The organism is Mycobacterium sp. SM3041, from assembly GCF_039668335.1.
GTDB lineage: Bacteria > Actinomycetota > Actinomycetes > Mycobacteriales > Mycobacteriaceae > Mycobacterium.
Genome location: NZ_JAYXBQ010000010.1, coordinates 36,562 through 54,741 on the forward strand (window position 1 = coordinate 36,562; position 18,180 = coordinate 54,741).

The 18,180-nt window shown below is 67.9% G+C and carries 17 protein-coding genes and 1 pseudogene; 16 read left to right on the top strand and 2 right to left on the bottom strand.

Translation table 11 applies throughout. The features are described 5' to 3' along the window. The first annotated feature begins 12 nt into the window (after positions 1-12). The 4 genes from VXD91_RS04135 to VXD91_RS04150 all read left to right on the top strand — a co-directional run bounded on the left by VXD91_RS04135 (position 13) and on the right by VXD91_RS04150 (position 3,566). Positions 13-642 (top strand): TetR/AcrR family transcriptional regulator, encoded by a 630-nt coding sequence (locus VXD91_RS04135; RefSeq protein ID WP_064858163.1) that lies wholly within the window; start codon positions 13-15, stop codon positions 640-642. A 171-nt stretch (positions 643-813) separates the two neighbouring features. Then, the gene (locus tag VXD91_RS04140; protein WP_346414700.1) at positions 814-2,058 is read left to right on the top strand and encodes an LLM class flavin-dependent oxidoreductase; all 1,245 of its coding nucleotides are present in this window, start codon (positions 814-816) and stop codon (positions 2,056-2,058) included. Next, positions 2,055-3,107 carry a zinc-binding dehydrogenase gene (locus tag VXD91_RS04145; RefSeq protein ID WP_318985081.1) on the top strand — a complete coding sequence of 351 codons (1,053 nt, stop codon included), beginning with the start codon at positions 2,055-2,057 and terminating at the stop codon, positions 3,105-3,107. Before VXD91_RS04140 ends, VXD91_RS04145 begins: the two co-directional genes overlap by 4 nt. Before the next feature lie 69 nt (positions 3,108-3,176). Next, complete coding sequence (locus VXD91_RS04150; protein ID WP_212811462.1) at positions 3,177-3,566, top strand: hypothetical protein; 390 nt, start codon at positions 3,177-3,179, stop codon at positions 3,564-3,566. Positions 3,567-3,611: 45 nt separating this feature from the next. On the opposite strand, the gene VXD91_RS04155 is transcribed toward VXD91_RS04150, so the two are convergent. After that, complete coding sequence (locus VXD91_RS04155; RefSeq protein ID WP_212811461.1) at positions 3,612-4,241, bottom strand: TetR family transcriptional regulator; 630 nt, start codon at positions 4,239-4,241, stop codon at positions 3,612-3,614. An 86-nt stretch (positions 4,242-4,327) separates the two neighbouring features. On the opposite strand from VXD91_RS04155, the gene VXD91_RS04160 reads away from it, so the two are divergent. The 4 genes from VXD91_RS04160 to VXD91_RS04175 all read left to right on the top strand — a co-directional run bounded on the left by VXD91_RS04160 (position 4,328) and on the right by VXD91_RS04175 (position 7,347). Next, entirely contained in the window at positions 4,328-5,485 is a 1,158-nt protein-coding gene (locus VXD91_RS04160; protein ID WP_212811460.1) for an acyl-CoA dehydrogenase family protein, read from the top strand. A 107-nt stretch (positions 5,486-5,592) separates the two neighbouring features. Next, the gene (locus tag VXD91_RS04165; protein ID WP_212811459.1) at positions 5,593-5,943 is read left to right on the top strand and encodes a hypothetical protein; all 351 of its coding nucleotides are present in this window, start codon (positions 5,593-5,595) and stop codon (positions 5,941-5,943) included. A 57-nt stretch (positions 5,944-6,000) separates the two neighbouring features. Further along, a complete protein-coding gene (locus VXD91_RS04170) occupies positions 6,001-6,426 on the top strand; it encodes a hypothetical protein (RefSeq protein ID WP_212811458.1) in 426 nt (141 codons plus the stop codon). Between the two features lie 63 nt (positions 6,427-6,489). Beyond that, entirely contained in the window at positions 6,490-7,347 is an 858-nt protein-coding gene (locus VXD91_RS04175; RefSeq protein ID WP_346414701.1) for an SDR family NAD(P)-dependent oxidoreductase, read from the top strand. 45 nt (positions 7,348-7,392) lie between these two features. Here VXD91_RS04175 and VXD91_RS04180 read toward each other — a convergent pair whose 3' ends face one another. Next, positions 7,393-8,028 (bottom strand): TetR family transcriptional regulator, encoded by a 636-nt coding sequence (locus VXD91_RS04180; protein WP_318985079.1) that lies wholly within the window; start codon positions 8,026-8,028, stop codon positions 7,393-7,395. A gap of 139 nt (positions 8,029-8,167) precedes the next feature. On the opposite strand from VXD91_RS04180, the gene VXD91_RS04185 reads away from it, so the two are divergent. The 8 genes and pseudogenes from VXD91_RS04185 to VXD91_RS04220 all read left to right on the top strand — a co-directional run bounded on the left by VXD91_RS04185 (position 8,168) and on the right by VXD91_RS04220 (position 18,058). Continuing rightward, positions 8,168-9,928 (top strand): amidohydrolase family protein, encoded by a 1,761-nt coding sequence (locus VXD91_RS04185; protein ID WP_346414702.1) that lies wholly within the window; start codon positions 8,168-8,170, stop codon positions 9,926-9,928. Positions 9,929-10,337: 409 nt separating this feature from the next. Next, positions 10,338-11,361: pseudogene (locus VXD91_RS04190) on the top strand (LLM class flavin-dependent oxidoreductase). Then, the gene (locus VXD91_RS04195; RefSeq protein WP_212811453.1) at positions 11,358-12,746 is read left to right on the top strand and encodes an NtaA/DmoA family FMN-dependent monooxygenase; all 1,389 of its coding nucleotides are present in this window, start codon (positions 11,358-11,360) and stop codon (positions 12,744-12,746) included. The pseudogene VXD91_RS04190 and the gene VXD91_RS04195 overlap by 4 nt, the downstream one beginning before the upstream one ends. 3 nt (positions 12,747-12,749) lie before the next feature. Then, a complete protein-coding gene (locus VXD91_RS04200) occupies positions 12,750-13,874 on the top strand; it encodes an LLM class flavin-dependent oxidoreductase (protein ID WP_346414703.1) in 1,125 nt (374 codons plus the stop codon). 61 nt (positions 13,875-13,935) lie between these two features. Then, on the top strand, positions 13,936-15,738 hold the full coding sequence (locus VXD91_RS04205; RefSeq protein ID WP_212811451.1) for a fatty acyl-AMP ligase: 1,803 nt from the start codon (positions 13,936-13,938) through the stop codon (positions 15,736-15,738). A gap of 160 nt (positions 15,739-15,898) precedes the next feature. Further along, positions 15,899-16,495, top strand: coding sequence for a TetR/AcrR family transcriptional regulator (locus VXD91_RS04210; RefSeq protein WP_212811450.1), 597 nt, complete (start codon positions 15,899-15,901; stop codon positions 16,493-16,495). Between the two features lie 4 nt (positions 16,496-16,499). After that, positions 16,500-17,006, top strand: a complete 507-nt coding sequence (locus VXD91_RS04215) for an SRPBCC family protein (protein WP_212811449.1) — start codon at positions 16,500-16,502, stop codon at positions 17,004-17,006. Continuing rightward, positions 17,006-18,058 (top strand): LLM class flavin-dependent oxidoreductase, encoded by a 1,053-nt coding sequence (locus tag VXD91_RS04220; RefSeq protein ID WP_212811448.1) that lies wholly within the window; start codon positions 17,006-17,008, stop codon positions 18,056-18,058. Before VXD91_RS04215 ends, VXD91_RS04220 begins: the two co-directional genes overlap by 1 nt. Positions 18,059-18,180: the final 122 nt, after the last annotated feature.

Consider the following 18,180-nt stretch of genomic DNA (forward strand, 5'->3'; position numbering starts at 1 on the left):
ATGCTTCTGACCGTGTCGGGCACATCGCAGAACCGCCAGGGCAATGCCACCCGCGCCAAGTTGGTGAAGACGGCCGAGAAGCTCTTCGCCGAGCAGGGCGTGGACGCCGTCTCGGTGCGCTCGGTCAACGCCGCGGCCGGCCTCGGGGCCGCTTCGGTGCACTACCACTTCGGTTCCAAGGACGAGTTGCTGCGCGCGGTGGTCCTGGACCTCGGCGCCGCGGTGGGCTCGGCCATCCAGGCGAATGTCGATGTGCTGGCGGCGGATTCGGCCGCGCCGTCGCCCGACGCGTTGGTCCGCGCCGTCACGGCGCCCTACCTGGATCTGCTGCGCCGGCAGCGTACCCGCGGGATGCGCTGGATCAAGATCATGGCGCAGATCACCCAGGCCGGCCCGGCCGACGAAACCATCGAGCCCAAGCTGCGGATCGCCCTGCTGGCGCAGGTCCGGCGGGCCTTCCCGAACGCCGACGCGGACCGGCTCGAGGCGCGCTGGGCGGTGTCGATCATGGGCTTCGTGCAGGGCCTGAGCCGCGCCGACGAATGGGACCGCGCCAAGCTGTCGGCCCCGGCCCTGGAAGCGTTCTACGAAGACCTCGTGACGTTCGTCGTCGGCGGCACCGAGCGCCTCTTGAATTCTTAACCGCGAGCGGCCGTGTCTGTACGGCAACACGCCGCAATCTGCGTGCATTTTCGTCGCACTCGTGGCTGGCGAGCGCGCCGATATTTTTGGATCACTTGATCCAATCGAGTGATCGGATTACAGTCGGCCGGGCAAGCCGAGACAGCCCTCACCGAGAATCAGGAGACCACCGTGAGCAGCGTTGCCCAGTGGAGCCCGACGTCCATGAAGTTCGGGGCGTTCCTCGCCCCGTACCATCCGCTCGATGCCGACCCGGCGTTGCAGTTGCGCCGCGACATCGACCTGATGACGCATCTGGACCACCTCGGTTTCGAAGAGGCCTGGATGGGGGAGCACCACTCCACCGGCGCCGAGATCGTCCCGGCGCCTGACGTTTTCATCGCCGCCGCGGCCGAGCGCACCGAGCGCATCCGCTTCGGCACCGGGGTGATGTCGCTGCCGTACCACCACCCGCTGATCACCGCGGACCGCATCACGCAGCTGGACCTGCAGACCCGCGGCCGGCTGATCGTCGGAACCGGCCCGGGCAAGATCCCGCTCGACGCGCACATGATGGGCATCACCACCACCAACCAGCGCCGCATGCAGGGCGAGGCGCTGGAAGCCGTCTTGCGTCTGCTGCGCGGTGAGGTGGTCAACATGGAGACCGACTGGTTCACCCTGCGCGACGCCCGCGCCCAGCTGCCCACCTACAACCCGGCCGGCATCGAGGTGGCCACCGCCTCGACCATCTCGCCCAACGGCTCGGTACTGGCCGGCAAGCACGGACTGTCGCTGCTGTCGCTGGCCGCGAGCTCGCAGGCCGGCTACGAGTCGCTCGACCGCAACTGGGGTGTGTACGAACAGGTTTCGGCCGAGAACGGCCACGTCGCCGACCGGTCGACGTGGCGTCTGGTCAATCCGATGTTCATCGCCGAGACGCGCGAGGAAGCCGAGCGCGCCGTCAGCCGCCGGATTCACGCCATCGCCGAATACGTCAACCGGCAGCAGAACATCAACCCGGATTGGGCGCAGACCCCGGCCGGCATCATCGACTACTGGCGGGGCGAATCGCTCGGCGAGTTCGGTCAGGCGATCATCGGCACGCCCGAGGACGCCATCGCGCAGATCGATCGCCTGATCGAGAAGACCGGCGGCTTCGGCACCCTGCTGATCATGCACGTCGACCTGGCCGACTGGGAGAACACCAAGCGCAGCTACGAGCTGTTCGCCTCGGAGGTCATCCCGCACTTCCGCCGCCGCAACGCCGGCCGTCAGGCCAGTCTGCAGTTCGCGCAGGACAACTCAGAGGTGCTCATCGGCAACCTCGTGGGCGCGATCACCAAGGCCTACACCGACTACTACGGCCAGCCGACCGATCTGCCCGCCACGCCGGCGCCCGCCAACGAACTCAACACCGCAGGAGCACACGCATGAGGGCAGCACAGTTCATCGACGGCCAGTTCACCGTGACGGACGTGCCGGAGCCGCCGGCCACCGGTCCGGGCCAGCTGCGCATCAAGGTGGCCGCATGCGGCATCTGCGGCAGCGACCTCAGCATGTCCAAGGACCCGTGCCGGTTCGTGTCCGTCGCCGCCGGGGCGGGCTTCCCGTTCGCGGTCTTCGACGCCACCCGTCCGGTGGTGCTGGGGCATGAATGGGCGGGCGTCGTCGTCGAAACCGGCGAGGGCGTCGAGGATTTCCAGGTCGACGACCGCGTCACGGGCCTCGGTATCACGACCGAGCAGAACGGGATGCCGACGATCATCGGCTACTCGAACGACTACCACGGGGCGTTCGGCGAGTACATCGTCGTCGACGCCTTCTGGGTGCGGCATGTGCCCGACGGCCTCTCGCTCGAACACGCGTCCCTGGCCGAACCGCTGCACGTCGGCGAGATGCACATGCAGCAGTCGGGGCTGACGCCCGCGGACACCGCGCTGGTGATCGGCTGCGGCTCGATCGGTCTGGGCACGATCCTGGCCGCGAAAGCCGCAGGCGCGCACCTCGTCATCGCCTCCGAGCCGTCGCCGAAGCGGCGCGAGCTCGCCGCGAAGATGGGCGCCGACATCGTCGTCGACCCCACTGAGCAGGACCCGATCGACGTCTACAACGAGTTGCTGGGTAGCGGCAAGACCGGCGGTGGCCTGTTGATCGCCTACGAGTGCAGTGGCCGGGTCGGCACGCTCAACACCCTGACCCACACACTGCCGTGGGGTTCGCGCATCCAGGTGGTGGCATCGCCGTTCGCGGAGGAGACCATCATCCCGGTGGTCGCGCAGATGCGACAGATCGCGATCAACTTCGGGCACGGCCCGTACGAGCAGGCCTACGAAAAGGTGCTGGGCCGGCTGGCCGCGGGGGAGATCGACGCCGAGGCACTGATCACCGGACGCACCGGGCTCGACGGCATTGCGGATGCGTTCACCGCGCTGCGGAATCCGGACGAGCACGTCAAGATCCTGGTACTGCCGTCTTGGTCGTGAGCAGCGTTACCGACGTGTAGCCGTGTCGATCACGGGACAGGCGGGCCCGGGTGCGGCACAGTTAACTGTATGGCCGGTCAAATGATTCCGAAGCCCAGCGACCTGAAGGCTGCGGCTCAGTCCGCGGTCGATGCCGCCCAGTCCGCCGTCGAGATGACGCAGGCGGTGGCCAGCGGTGCCATGCGCATCCCGCCGGCCTCCGTCCAGCTCGCCGCCCAGGTGCCCGATCTCATCGAGAACCTGGCGGTGGCCACCGAGCGGCTCAACGCGACGATCGACCGTACCGAGCGGGTCATGGCCATGGCCGATCCCATGTTCCGGACGCTCGACGCCCTGCTGCCGCAACTCGAAGCCCTGGTGAACACCGGCAACGAGGTGTTCCGGCTGCTGTCGAACATCCCGGGGGTGTCGCGGCTGAACCCCTTCGGCGGCGGACCCAAACCCCCGCAAGACAGGTGATTTGTGCACGATTTTCCGCGCCGGCCGCGGAAAATCGTGCACAAATCACGGTAGGGCGTTGAAGCGGATGGCCAATCCGTCGATGAACGCAGTCAGGGCCAGCTCGAAACCGGCCGTGTCGATCTGGTCGGCCTTGCCACGCAGCAGATGTGCCTGGCCCATGTGCGGGTAGCGGTCGCGGTAGACCTGCACGTCGTCGGTGAATCCACGTGAGAAGGAGCCGACGGTCGACCCGAGCACCAGTGACCGGGTGGCGGCACCGATCAAGGTCGCTTCCCGCGGTGGCCAGCCGGCGCCGACCAGGCCGCCGTGGACGGCGTCGGCGATCCGGAGGCTGACATCGCGACGGCCCGGCCCGGTCGCCAGGTAGGGCACGAGATTCGGGTGGGCGGCCAGCGCGGCGCGGTGGGAGCGGGCCCACGCCGCCAGCGCGTCCTGCCAGTCATCGCCGCGGTCGAACCCGGAGGTGTCGATTTCCCCGGCGACCCGACTCGCGACGGCGTCGAGCACGTCGTCCTTGGTGGGGTAGTGCTTGTACAGCGACGACGCCTGGACGCCGAGTTCGGCGGCCAGCTTGCGCATCGACAATTCGGCGAGGCCGTCGCGATCGATCAAGTCCAGAGCGGTGTCACGGATGAGTTCGCGGTTGAGCAGCGGTACGCGGGGCCTGCCCATCTGCTTCTCCCTTGAATTAGCGAACATTGTTAGCTTATGGTGACGGCAACAAGCTAACACTGTTCACCACTTTTGAGGAGTTGTCTGTGAAACGCGAGGTCTACAGCGAAGAGCACGAGGATTACCGGGCCATGATCCGGGCCTTCGTCGAGGCCGAGGTGAGTCCGGTCTACGACGAGTGGTTCGAGAAGGGCCTGGTGCCCCGCGAGTTCTACTACAAGCTCGGCGAACTCGGCATCTTCGGCGCGGAAATCCCGGAGGAGTACGGCGGCGAGGGTCTGACCTCCTACAAGTTCCAGGCGATCCTCACCGAGGAGCTGGCCCGCGCCGCGGTGTCGTTCGGCGGCTCCAGCGTGCACGTCGGCCTGTGTCTGCCCTACATCCGCGACATCGGCAATGAAGAGCAGAAGAAGCGCTGGTTCCCCGGCATGCTCAGCGGCGAGATCATGTTCGCCATCGCGATGACCGAGCCCGGCACCGGTTCCGATCTGGCCGGAATGCGCACCACCGCAAAGCTTTCCGAGGACGGCACCCACTACGTCCTCAACGGCTCCAAGACCTTCATCACCGGCGGTGTGCACGCCGATCGCGTGATCGTCTGCGCGCGCACGTCGGCCCCCAAGGAAGACGACCGCCGCTTCGGCATCTCGCTGCTGGTGGTCGACACCAAGCTGGAGGGCTACTCGGTCGGCCGCAAGCTCGACAAGCTGGGCCTGCGCTGCTCGGACACCGCCGAGCTCAACTTCACCGACGTCAAGGTCCCGGTCGAGGACATCCTCGGCGAGCCCGACCAGGGCTTCAACTACCTCGGCCAGAACCTGCCGCGCGAGCGGCTGGGCATCGCCGTCAGCGCCTACGCGCAGGCCAAGGCCGCGGTCCGGTTCGCCGTGCAGTACACCAAGGACCGCACCGTGTTCGGCAAGCCGGTCGCCTCCTTCCAGAACACCAAGTTCGAGCTCGCCGCCTGCCAGGCCGACGTCGACGCGATGGAAGCCGTCGTCGACCGGGCCATGGAAGCGCACGACCTCGACGAGCTGTCCGCCGCCGACGCCGCCAAGGCCAAACTGTTCTGCACCGATGCGGCCGCGCGCGTGATCGACCGCTGCCTGCAGCTGCACGGCGGCTACGGCTACATCAACGAGTACCCGATCGCCCGGCTGTACGCCGACAACCGCGTCGGCCGCATCTACGGCGGTACCAGTGAGGTCATGAAGATGATCATCGCGAAGGACATGGGGCTCTAAAAGCGCTGTCGCAGTGTGCGAAGGCGCCCGTCGGAGTAACTTGATTCCCGGGCGCCTTCTGCATTTTCGGGCCTGTCGAGGTGCCCGAATCGAGGGAACGACGCAAAGTGGCAGCCCCACGACACCACGTGCACGTGTGCGACCATCCGCTCACGCGGGGTCAGGCGCGCCGGCTCAGTCGGCGCTTCGCCGTCGCGGGAGTGCAGATCGAGCCCGGGCGCCTGCAGGAGATCGCGGCGGGCGCCGCGACCGTCGGCGACGAACACATCGACGTGGCGTTCGCCATGGTCGCCATCAGCTACGTCGCGGACCGTCGCATCGCGAAATTGACGCGCATTCGCCGCCGGATGGGCCGCTGGCTGCTGGTGGGTGCGATGATCGTATTGAGTCTGTGTCTGCTCATCAGCTTGGCCATGGCCATCTTGACGCTGATGCAGCCGACGTTCACGGGGGTCTGAGGAGTCGAGATCGAGAACGTACTGACGCGCTGGGCGATCGGGGTCATCGCCTTCGCGATGATCGTCGTCGCTGCCGTGCTGCCGTGGTACACCGCCCACAACGACCATGGGCACGGTTCCATGAGCGGCTGGGGAATCTGGGACATCACCGGGAACCTGGGCGCCGCGTTGCGGCCGCTGCCCTTCGCCGTGCTGATCCTGCTCGCGGCCGGCACGATGATCGTCGCCGCGGTGCGCGCCATGTTCGGCACGGCACTGGCCGCGGCCATCGCCTGCTTCGTGGTCAGTCTGCTGCCGTTGATGACGGGCGGCGCGGTCGACCGGCGGCTGGCCGGAAGTGATTCCGTCGCAGTGGTTCTCGGTCAGGCGGTCACGCCGATGATCGTCATCGGCTTCGTGGCCTGCGTGGTGAGCTGGATCGGCTATGCGCGGTGCGTGCTGCGCGCGGCGCCGAGAGCCGAGGTCGAGGTCCAGCCGGCCTGACCGGCATTCCACTGATCGGACGTTCGGGCCGTCCGGGCCCGCGCCCTGCGATTTACTTCGGCCATGGGTGCACAGGAACTGTTCGGTGGTGGGATCGCGGTCATAACGGGTGCCGGCTCGGGCATCGGGGCCGGTCTGGCCAGGTACGCCGCCGGGCTCGGGATGACGACGGTGCTCGCCGATGTCGACGCCGCCGCGGTCGCCGCGCTGCGCGATGAACTGTCCGCTGCCGGTGCAACCGCTGTCGACGCGGTGTGCGATGTCCGCGATGCCGAGGCCGTGCAGGCCCTGGCCGACCGGGTCAACCGCGAGATCGGGCCGGTGCGGCTGCTGGTGAACAACGCCGGCATCGAGCAGTTCGGCTACCTGTGGGACACCCCGGTCGCCAATTGGGAGCGCGTCATGGACATCAATGTCGGCGGCGTGTTCCACGGCGTCCGGGCGTTCCTGCCCGCCATGCTGGCGTCCGACCAACCGGCGTGGGTGTGGAACATGTCGTCCGTCGGCGGCGTGTCGACGGTGCAGCTGCAGGCGCCGTACATCGTCAGCAAGCACGCCGTGCTCGCACTCACCGAGTGCCTGCGCGTCGAGGTCGAGCTCGCCGGGCACGACGACCACGTCACCGTGCAGGCGGTGCTGCCCGGACCGGTGCAATCCAACATCTTCACGGCGGCCGGCGGTGTCGACAGTGGAAGCGGGGAAGCCGCCGACGCCTCAGAGTCCGAGCGCGCGGCGATGCACCAGCTCTCCGCCATGGACCCGCTCACCGCGGCCGCGGCCATCTTCGACCAGTCGGCGGCCGGCGGCTTCTATCTGACCACCCACCCCGACGCCGTCGCCGGCGCCATGGCCGAACGCGCCCGGGTCCTCAGCGAGCAGGCGATCCCCAAGCTGCGCACCCGCCGGTTCGCCACCAAGTGATTTGTGCACGATTTTCCGCGCTCACCGCGGATTTTCGTGCACAAATCACACCAGTGAGGCGAGGAGCGCGGCCAGTCCGTACTCGAACACCGCGTCGTAGTCGGTCGGCGAGCGCAGGGCGTCGACCAGTTTCTGATCTGGCCAATCGTCGCCCCAGAGTGAGGGGTCCTCTTCCTCGTGCTCGCCGCTGCGGATGGCCGAAAACTGCATCAGCGCAGACGAAATCACGTGTACCTCGATGGACCGCAAGGCCAGTGCCGCCTGATTGCCGGTGATCCCCAGTGCGGCCAGTTCGGCGGCGAGGGTCTGCTGCACCGGCTGGAACAGTGACGGCGTCCGGTCGCGTTCGTGCGCGATCGCCATCAGGTGCTGGCGTTCGATGAGCGCGGTGCGCTGTGCGCGGGCCAGGGATGCGATGCGATCGGCCGGCGTGTCGCCGGTGGCGGGCAGGCTCGCCATCACCTCGATCAGCCGGTCGATCAGGTGGTCGAACAGCTTGTCCCGGCCGCCGACGTGCCAGTAGATCGAGGTGACGGCGACGCCGAGATGCTCGGACAGGCTGCGCATGGAGAAGCCCTCGACACCGTCGCGTTCCAGCAGCGCCGCGGCGGTATCCAGAATGAGTTGAGCGTCAACAGGTTTCGACGGACCATCGGACCCGCGCTGGGTTGCCTCAGCCATGACCACCTCCTTCAGCCTTGCCGAACACCTAATCACACCAGGGCTGAGTCCAGTCTCTGGATCTACCGCCCAGCACGGTGTAACACTGTTACAGTACTGCCGCCGACGGATGTTCGCGGGCAGCAACGAGGGAGCAGATGTGTTCGATCTGAAGATCACCGGTGGCACCGTCGTCGACGGCACCGGCGCCGACCGGTTCACCGCCGACGTCGCGATCAAGGACGGCAAGATCGTCGAGGTTCACCGCCGCGGTCCGAACGACCCTGTGCTGTCCGGTGATTCGGCCGAGACCATCGATGCCACCGGCAAGATCGTCGCTCCCGGGTTCGTGGACATCCACACCCACTACGACGGCCAGGTGAGTTGGGACAGCGTGCTGGAGCCGTCGAGCAACCACGGCGTGACGACGGTGGTCGCGGGCAACTGCGGCGTCGGTTTCGCGCCGGTGCGCCCCGGCCAGGAGGAATGGCTGATCGCGCTCATGGAGGGCGTCGAGGACATCCCCGGCACTGCCCTGACCGAGGGCATCACGTGGGGCTGGGAGAGTTTCGGCGAGTACCTCGACGTCGTCGGGCAGCGTGAACTGGCCGTCGACATGGGCACTCAGATCGCGCACGGCGCGGTCCGCGCGTACGCCATGGGGGAGCGCGGCGCCCGCAACGAACCGGCCACCGCCGACGACATCAAGGCCATGGCCAAACTGGTCCAAGAAGCGATCGAGGCCGGGGCCCTGGGCTTTTCGTCGTCACGCACGTTGGCGCACCGTGCCATGGACGGCGAACCCGTGCCCGGCACCTTCGCCGCGGAAGACGAGTTGTTCGCGCTGGGCCGGGCGACCGCGGCCGGCGGGGCGGCCGTCTTCGAGCTGGCCCCGCAGGGCGCGGCGGGCGAGGACATCATCGCGCCGCGCAAGGAACTCGAGTGGATGCGCCGGCTGGGAGAGGAGATCGACTGTGCCCTGAGCTTCGCGCTCATCCAGGTCGACGCCGACCCCAATCTGTGGCGTGAGCAGCTCGATCTGTCGGCGGCCGCGCACCAGGCGGGTAGCCGGTTGTTCCCTCAGGTGGCAGCGCGGCCGTTCGGCATGCTGCTGGGCTTCCCCGGCCACCACGCGTTCACCCACCGGCCGACCTACCGCCGGCTGGTCGCCGAATGCACGCGCGAGGAGCTCGCCGAGAAGCTGGCCGAGCCCGCGGTGCGGGCCGCGATCCTGGCGGAGGAAGACCTGCCGATCGACCCCACGAAGTTGTTCGACGGCATGTTCATGCTGGCGCAGAATGCGGCAAATCGCCTCTACCACATCGGCGAACCGCCGGATTACGAGCCGACCGTCGAGCGCACCGTCGCGGCGATCGCGGAGCGCCGCGGCGTGGACCCGCTGGCCGCGATGTACGACCTGATGCTGGAAGCCGACGCCGGCGCCATGCTGATGTACCCGATGTTCAACTACTCGGACGGCAACCATGACGCCATCCGCGAGATGCTCACGCATCCGGCCGGGGTGCTCGGGCTGTCGGACGGCGGCGCGCACTGCAGCATGATCTGCGACGCGTCGTACCCGACGTTTCTGCTGACGCACTGGGCCCGGGACCGCCATCGCGGTGACAAGCTGCCGCTGGAGTACGTCATCCGCAAGCAGTCGCATGACACCGCCCAGCTGTACGGGATGTCGGACCGCGGCGTCATCGCCGTCGGCAAGAAGGCGGACGTCAACGTCATCGATCTGGACGCGCTGACGCTGCACGCTCCGAAGATGGTGCACGATCTGCCCGCCGGTGGAAAACGCTTGGTGCAGGGCGCAAGTGGCTACGACGCGACGATCGTCAGCGGCACTGTCACCCGCCGGCACGGCATCGACACCGGCGCGCGGCCGGGCCGGCTGGTCCGCGGCATCCGCTAGCCCGGTTTGGAATCCTGATGATTTCAGGAGCATCGCGGGACCTCTGGGGTCGTGCAGACGCGGCAGGCCCCGCGCGCAAACTCGCATCCCAGTGATCTGTCCCGGGTCCCCGGCACTCGCCGCGAGGCGCGCTATGGTCGGACGCCGTCGACTACCCGATGTCGTCAAAGACGTTGGTATAAAGCCGTTTTGATGCACGAGCGCACCCGGAGCGGGCCCTTCCGGCGGGCATCGACGATTCCGCCGGCCTGATCTCCAACCGGCCGGCGCGACGGCTGAACGTCCGTCTACCGGATGTGCCGACCGCTCGGCCGACTATTCCCCGCCCTGGCGCGGCCGCTGCCGCAACCGCCGCGATCTGCGCGCGGCTCGGCAGAGTGGTCGTACCCCGTCAGGAAGGCAGGTTGCGATGCCTCATTCGTCGAGCCGTATCCATCTGGCCGTGGCGCTGGACGGCGCCGGCTGGCACCCGGCCGCGTGGCGCGAACCCGACGCGCGACCCGCCGATCTCTTCGGCGCCGGCTACTGGACCGACCTCGTCCTCGAGGCTGAACGCGGTGCGCTGGACTTCGTGACCGTCGAGGACTCGTTGGCAGTCCAGTCCGACGACCCCTTCGTGCCCGACCAGCGCGTCGATCGGGTCCGTGGCCGGTTGGACGCGGTGTTGATCGCGGCGCGGGTCGCGCCCCGTACCCAGCGGATCGGGTTGGTGCCCACGGCCGTCGTCACCCACACCGAGCCGTTCCATGTGTCGAAGTCCATCGCGACGCTCGATTACGTGAGTGCCGGCCGGGCCGGTGTGCGCGTCCAGATCGCCGGCCGCCCGGATGTCGCCGCGCACTTCGGGCGACGTGAGGCTGCGTCCCGGTCGCGGACCGACGAGTATTTCGCCGAGACCGCCGATTACGTCGAGGTGCTGCGCCGGCTGTGGGACAGCTGGGAGGACGACGCCGAGATCCGCGATGCCGCCACCGGCCGCTTCATTGATCGCGACAAGCTGCACTACATCGACTTCAGTGGCCGCTGGTTCTCGGTCAAGGGTCCGTCCATCACGCCGCGCCCACCGCAGGGGCAGCCGATCGTCGCGGCATTGGGCCACGGCCGCGCTGCCCACGAGCTGATCGCCGGCAGCGCAGGCCCGCCGGCGCCGGCTCGATGACGTCGCCGGTGTCGAATACCGCAGCGATGCAACAGTGTTCGCCGGAACCGCCGCGCAGTTGGCCGACCTGCTGACGGAGTGGCACGGCGCCGGGCTGACGGGATTTCGGCTGCGGCCGGCGGCTCTGCCGCACGACCTGGTCCAGATCACCGAACAACTGGTGCCCGAATTGCGGCGCCGCGGACTCTTCCGCGACGGGTACGAAGCGAACACGTTGCGTGGCCTGCTCGGGTTGCCGCGCCCGTCCAACCGTTACGCAAGGAGCAGCCAATGAGCAAGCCAGTCAAGCAGATTCACCTCGCTGCGCACTTTCCGGGCGTCAACAACACCACGGTGTGGAGTGACCCGGCGGCCGGCAGCCACATCGAGTTCAGTTCGTTCGAGCACTTCGCGCGGACGGCCGAGCGCGGGAAATTCGATTTCCTGTTCCTGGCCGAGGGCTTGCGCCTGCGCGAACAGAACGGCCAGATCTACGACCTCGACGTCGTCGGGCGTCCGGACACCTTCACCGTGCTGGCCGCGCTGGCCGCGGTGACGGAGCGAATCGGCTTGACGGGCACCATCAATTCGACGTTCAACGAACCCTATGAGGTGGCCCGGCAGTTCGCCTCCCTGGATCATCTCTCTGACGGCCGTGCGGCCTGGAACGTCGTCACCTCGTGGGATGCGTTCACGGGCGAGAACTTTCGCCGCGGCGGGTTCCTGGCGGAGGACCAGCGCTACGAACGGGCCAAGACATTCCTGCAGACGGCGCTGGAGCTGTTCGACTCGTGGCGCGGCGACGAAATCGTGGCGGACAAGACGAGCGGCGTGTTCCTGTCCGAACCCGATGCCGGCGCGTTCGCGCACACGGACAGCCACTTCGACATCCACGGCCGGTTCAACGTGCCACGCAGCCCGCAGGGGCGCCCGGTGATCTTCCAGGCGGGCGACTCGGACGAGGGCCGCGAGTTCGCGGCATCCGCTGCCGACGCCATCTTCTCGCGGCACAGCACGCTGGAGGCCGGGCAGGCGTTCTATACCGACGTCAAGGGCAGGTTGGCACGTTACGGCCGGCGCCATGACGAGTTACTCATCCTCCCGGCCGCGACGTTCGTGATCGGTGACACCGATGACGAGGCGGCCGACCTCGCGCACGAGGTCCGGCTCGCCCAGGTGTCCGGGCAGACCGCGATCAAGTTCCTCGAACAGCTCTGGAACCGCGACCTGTCCGACCATGACCCGGACGGGCCGCTGCCGGCGGTGGATCCCGTCGTGGGGGAGAACACCATCGCGCGCGGCCGGGCCAGCGTGCGCATGTTCCGGGACCCGCTCGCGATCGCCGCCGAGTGGCGGGCCAAGGCCGAGGCGCAGAACCTCACCACGCGCGAGCTGATCGTCGAAGTCACCGGGCGGCAATCGTTCATCGGATCGCCCCACACCATCGCGGCGACGATCGACCGATACGTCCAGGCCGATGCCAGCGACGGATTCATCCTCGTCCCGCACATCACGCCCGGCGGCCTCGACCCGTTCGTCGACCGGGTGGTGCCACTGCTGCAGGAGCGCGGCACGTACCGCACCGACTACACGGGCACCACACTGCGCGACCACCTGGGACTGGCGCCGCTGCCGCGGCCGGCGGTGCGCACCAACGTCTCCGCAGAAGTGGCGTCGTAGCTCATGGCGACTCCACTGACCGTGCTCGATCTGGTGCCGATCTCGTCGGGTTCGACTGCGCCGCAGGCGCTACGCAACAGCATCGACCTCGCCAAGCGCGCGGAGGCCCTCGGCTACGCGCGTTACTGGTTCGCCGAACACCACCTCAATCCCGGTATCGCCGGCACCTCGCCGGCTGTGCTGCTCGCGCTGACCGCGGCGGAGACCTCCACGATCCGACTGGGCTCGGGGGCGGTGCAGATGGGTCACCGGACCGCGGTGGCGACTGTCGAGGAGTTCGGTCTGCTCGACGCGCTGCACCCGGGCCGGTTCGACCTCGGCCTGGGGCGCTCCGGTGGTAAGCCGCGGGAACCGAAAGTCCCGGTGGGTGCCGCGGTGGGCGCTCCGAGTGTCCGCAACGGCGCGCGCGGGCTGCTGATTCCACCGAAGTTCGATCCGCGCCCGCTGTTGCAGTCACCCCGGTTCGCCCTCCAACGGGCACTCCTGCAGCTGCCCGGCGCGCAATCGCAGGACTACACCGACCAGATCAGCGACATCCTGGCGTTGATCGCCGGCGTCTACCGCGACGCCGACGGCTTGGCGGCGCAGGTCGTGCCCGGGGAAGGCGCCGACCTCCAGATCTGGATCCTGGGCAGCAGCGGCGGTGAGAGCGCCGAGGTCGCCGGGACCAGAGGACTGCGGTTCGCCAGCAACTACCACGTCGCACCATCGTCGGTCCTCGAGGCGACCGACGCCTACCGGGCCGCGTTCCGTCCATCGACCGAACTCGACGAGCCGTACGTCGCGGTGTCGGCGGATGTCGTCGTCGCCGACGATGAGGCCACGGCCCGCGAACTCGCCACCGGATACGGCCTGTGGGTGCGCAGTATCCGCACCGCCGAAGGCGCCATCCCGTTCCCGACCCCGGCCGAAGCGCGGACGCACACCTGGACGGCCGCCGATCGTGAGCTCGTCGCGGACCGGGTGGACACCCAGTTCGTGGGGACCGCCGCACAGGTCGCCGACAAGCTGGAACGGCTACGCGACGCGACCGGGGCCGACGAATTGATCATCACCACCATCACCCACGACCACCGGGACCGGGTGCGCTCCTACGAGTTGTTGGCAGACGAGTGGTCGCGGCGGTGAACAACTACAGATAGATGTGTAGCGGCGCAGCCCCTTTCAAGGGTGCGCATAGGCTGGACCCATGACACCGGGCAGCGGCCTTTTCCAGATCGAGGACTGCGTCGACGAATCGGGGGCGGTGACGCTGCCGCCCGGCGCGACGCTGATCGCCCTGATCGATGGGAACATCGCGCATCTCCCCGACATGGTGGCATACCGCTACCTCGACTACTCCGGCACCGAAGCGCGGACTTACGAAGTGACCTGGGCCCAACTCGGGGTGCGACTGGCGGCCATCGCGGCCCGGCTGCAGTCCGTCACCGAGCGCGGTGACCGCGTTGCCATCATGGCGCCACAGGGCCTCGAATATGTCGCCGGGTTCTTCGCGGCGATCAAGGCCGGCGCCATCGCGGTACCGCTGTTCGCGCCCGAATTGCCGGGGCATGCCGAGCGGTTGGACACCGCACTCCACGATGCGCGACCGGCAGCGATCGTGACGACGGCGGCGGCGCGGCCGGCCGTCACTGAATTCCTCGCCGCGCATCCGGACCTGGGCACGCCGGCAGTCGTCGCCATCGACGAGGTGCCGGACGACGAGGGCGTTTCGTTCGAACCCGTCCACCTCGAGATCGACGATGTCTCGCACCTGCAGTACACCTCGGGGGCGACCCGCCCGCCCGTCGGCGTGGAGATCACCCATAAAGCGGTGGGCACCAACCTGATTCAGATGATCCTGTCCATCGACATGCTGGATCGCAACACCCACGGCGTCAGCTGGCTGCCGTTGTATCACGACATGGGTCTGTCGATGATCGGCTTTCCCACCGTGTACGGCGGGCACTCGACATTGATGTCGCCGACGGCGTTCGTCCGCCGGCCGTTGCGGTGGATCCAGGCGTTGTCGGACGGCTCGAAGGTCGGCCGAGTGGTCACCGCGGCACCGAATTTCGCTTACGAATGGGCGGCGCATCGTGGTGCGCCGAGCCCGGGTGACGACATCGACCTGGCGAACGTGGTGATGATCGTGGGCTCGGAGCCCGTCAGCATGGACGCCATCAAGAGCTTCAACGCGGTCTTCGAATCGTATGGACTCCCGAAGACGGCGATCAAGCCGTCCTATGGCATTGCCGAGGCAACACTTTTCGTGTCCAACATCGCGCCCGACGCGGAGGCGACGGTGCGGTACTTCGACCGCGCGCAGCTGGCGTCCGGTGTGGCGGTGCCGGTGGCCGAGGACGCACCGGGCGCGGTCGCGCAGGTGGCGTGCGGGCAGCCGGCGAGCAGTCTCTGGGTGGTGCTGGCGGACCCGGTCACCGGAACCGAACAGCCCGACGGTCGCGTCGGCGAGATCTGGTTGCAGGGCAACAACATCGGCCGTGGTTATTGGGGCCGGCCAGAGGAGACCCGAGAGGTTTTCCACGCTCGGCTGCGCAGCACCTTGCCGCTGAACAGTCACGCCGACGGCGCCGATGTCGACGGATCCTGGTTGCGGACAGGTGATCTGGGTTTCTACCTCGACGGCGAGTTGTACGTCACGGGTCGTCTCGCCGACGTCATCACGATCAGTGGGCAGAACCACTATCCGCAGCACATCGAGACGACGGCCGCCGACGCGTCACCATTGGTGCGGCGCGGCTACGTGACCGCCTTCACCGTGCCGGGCGAGGATGGCGAACAGCTCGTGATCATCGCCGAACGTGCCTCGGGCACGGCGCGCCATGATCCCCGGCCCGCGATCGAGTCGGTCCATGCGCTCGTTTCGGAGCGTCATGGCGTGACCGTCGCCGAGGTCCGGTTGCTGCCTGCCGGCGGCATCCCGCGCACCACCAGCGGGAAGCTGGCGCGCCGCGCCTGCAGAGCCGCCTATCTGGACGGTTCGCTGTAAGCGCCGGGCGCCACGCGGCCGGTTATGAATCGCCTCATATTCGGGTGCGTTGACGCACGTCCATACTGCTCGCACGCGTCGGATGCGGGCGGTTCTTGACTCCTCGATATGAACACGATCATAATTCGAGTCAATCGTTCCGCCCGTCAGGAGTCGCCCCATGCCGCCCGACACTCGCCAGTCGATGGTGGTCGCCGCCGTCGAACTGCTGCGTGAGCGGGGCGTCGACGGTGTCACGCTCGACGATGTGCTGAGCCGCAGCGGCGCGCCGCGAGGCTCCATCTACCATCACTTTCCCGGCGGGCGCGCTCAGATCATCGACGAGGCCGCGCAGCTCAGCGGTGATGCCATCTCCCGGCTGATCTCCAGGGCGGCACCGGACGGCCCGGCGGCCGTCGTCGATGCCATGACCGGATTCTGGCGGAAGCTGCTGGGCCAGAACAACTTTGCGGTCGGCTGCCCGGTGGTGTCCATTGCCGTCAGCGCCGCACCGGGTTCGGCGCTGGCGCAGCACGCCAATCAGATCTTCCGCACCTGGCACCAGCTGGTCACCGACTGTCTGGTGGCCGACGGCGTCGGCACCGTGGTTGCCCGCCGACTGGCCACCATGTCGCTCGGTGCCATCGAAGGTGCCATCACCATGTGCCGGGCCACGTCGAGCCTGCAGCCGCTCGATGATGTCAACGCCGAACTGAAGTTGCTGTTGGCAGCCCGGACGCTCTTTGCCGCAGGCGCACCTACCCCGAAGGGAAGTTGAGACCATGGAATGGACCGGTGCGGTGTATGCCGACGCCCCGACCGTCGAGGTGTCGACGTGGATCGACGCGCCCGTGGCACGGGTCTGGGAAGTGGCGTCGGACATCACGGTGATGCCCGAGTGCAGCCCCGAGCTGCAGCGGGTCGAATGGCTCGGGGACTGTGACGCACCGCGTGTGGGTGCCCGTTTCGTCGGCCACAACAGCCATCCCGCACTCGGGGAGTGGTCGACGGAGTGCGAGATCGTCGAGTACGAACCACAACATGTGATGGCCTGGGCCATCGGCGATGCCGGCAACCCGACCGCAACGTGGCGCCTGAGCCTGCAACCCGACGGCACCGGGACCCGGTTGGCGGAATGGGCCCAGATGGGCCCCGCACCGTCAGGGTTGTCTCTGGCGATTGCCCGGATGCCCGACAAGGAACAGAAGATCGTCTTCAACCGGCTGCGCGAATTCGAGTCCGGGATGCAGTGCGCGCTGGCGTACATCAAGCAGCGGGCCGAGAGCTGATGCGCGCCGCGACGACGGTCGAGGCTGCGAGCCTCGGAAACTGGAATTATCAAAGGCTTTTCGTCTCCGAGGCCGAGAAGTTGGGCCTGGACATCTGTTGGGTCGCCGAGGCGTGGGGATCCGACGCGCCGTCGGCACTCGGGTACTACGCCGCGTGCACGGAACGGATGTTGTTGGGCTCGGGCATCATTCAGCTCGGCACCCGGACGCCGGTGGCCATCGCCCAGGCCGCGATCACGCTGTCGAATCTGTCGGGCGGGCGCTTCCTGCTGGGCCTCGGCGCATCGGGACCCCAGGTCATCGAGGGACTGCACGGCGTACCGTTCGCCAAGCCGCTGGGCCGGATGCGGGAGACCATCGACATCATCCGGCAAGTTGTCGCGGGCGAGCGGGTCACGCACAGCGGCAGCCAGTTCCAGATTCCGCTGCCGGGCGGTGACGTGAAGCCGATGCGCCTGTCGATGCGGGCGGAGCACGAAATGCCGCTCTACATAGCGAGTCTCACACCCGCCATGCTGCGGCTCACCGGCGAGGTCGCCGACGGCTGGCTCGGCACCAGCTTCGTCCCCGAAGGTGCCGACGACGCCTACTTCGCCCACCTCGACGACGGTCTCGGGCGCTCAGGCCGCGCGCGTGCCGATCTCGACATCTGCCAGGGCGCCGAGGTGTCGTTCGCCCGCGACGAGGCCCATCTCAAGACGCTGATCGACGCCCGGAAGTCCGAGCTGGCGTTCAGCCTCGGTGGGATGGGTTCGGCCTCGACCAACTTCTACAACCAGGCGTACAGCCGGCAGGGCTGGGCCGAGGTCGCGGCCGCGGTCCGGGAACGCTGGCAGTCCGGTGACCGCGACGGTGCGGCGGCGCTGATCACCGACGAGATGATCCTGGCCACCACCTTGATCGGCACCGCGGACATGGTGCGCGATCGCCTTCAGGTGTGGTGCGATGCCGGCGTCGACACCGTCCGGATTTACCCGGCGGGTGACACTCTCGAGGAACGGTTCACCACGCTCGGTGCCGCCATCGACCTGGTGCATTCGATCGAGCGGTGATCCGGCCGGCCTGACGGCGGCGGGCACATCATAGGGAGTTCCCTTATTTGCCGGGCCGTGACGCGGACGTAGCGTCGAACCGTGGTTCGAGCTGGCCAGCGCACCGCGATCCGTCTGCCATG

What these genes read in the sequence shown, in the direction of transcription:
- VXD91_RS04145 (WP_318985081.1), top strand. Translation starts at nt 2,055, where the DNA reads ATGAGGGCAGCACAGTTCATCGACGGCCAGTTCACCGTGACGGACGTG.
- VXD91_RS04150 (WP_212811462.1), top strand. Translation starts at nt 3,177, where the DNA reads ATGGCCGGTCAAATGATTCCGAAGCCCAGCGACCTGAAGGCTGCGGCT.
- VXD91_RS04155 (WP_212811461.1), bottom strand. Translation starts at nt 4,241, where the DNA reads ATGGGCAGGCCCCGCGTACCGCTGCTCAACCGCGAACTCATCCGTGAC.
- VXD91_RS04170 (WP_212811458.1), top strand. Translation starts at nt 6,001, where the DNA reads ATGATCGTCGTCGCTGCCGTGCTGCCGTGGTACACCGCCCACAACGAC.
- VXD91_RS04175 (WP_346414701.1), top strand. Translation starts at nt 6,490, where the DNA reads ATGGGTGCACAGGAACTGTTCGGTGGTGGGATCGCGGTCATAACGGGT.
- VXD91_RS04180 (WP_318985079.1), bottom strand. Translation starts at nt 8,028, where the DNA reads ATGGCTGAGGCAACCCAGCGCGGGTCCGATGGTCCGTCGAAACCTGTT.
- VXD91_RS04195 (WP_212811453.1), top strand. Translation starts at nt 11,358, where the DNA reads ATGAGCAAGCCAGTCAAGCAGATTCACCTCGCTGCGCACTTTCCGGGC.
- VXD91_RS04200 (WP_346414703.1), top strand. Translation starts at nt 12,750, where the DNA reads ATGGCGACTCCACTGACCGTGCTCGATCTGGTGCCGATCTCGTCGGGT.
- VXD91_RS04205 (WP_212811451.1), top strand. Translation starts at nt 13,936, where the DNA reads ATGACACCGGGCAGCGGCCTTTTCCAGATCGAGGACTGCGTCGACGAA.
- VXD91_RS04210 (WP_212811450.1), top strand. Translation starts at nt 15,899, where the DNA reads ATGCCGCCCGACACTCGCCAGTCGATGGTGGTCGCCGCCGTCGAACTG.
- VXD91_RS04215 (WP_212811449.1), top strand. Translation starts at nt 16,500, where the DNA reads ATGGAATGGACCGGTGCGGTGTATGCCGACGCCCCGACCGTCGAGGTG.
- VXD91_RS04220 (WP_212811448.1), top strand. Translation starts at nt 17,006, where the DNA reads ATGCGCGCCGCGACGACGGTCGAGGCTGCGAGCCTCGGAAACTGGAAT.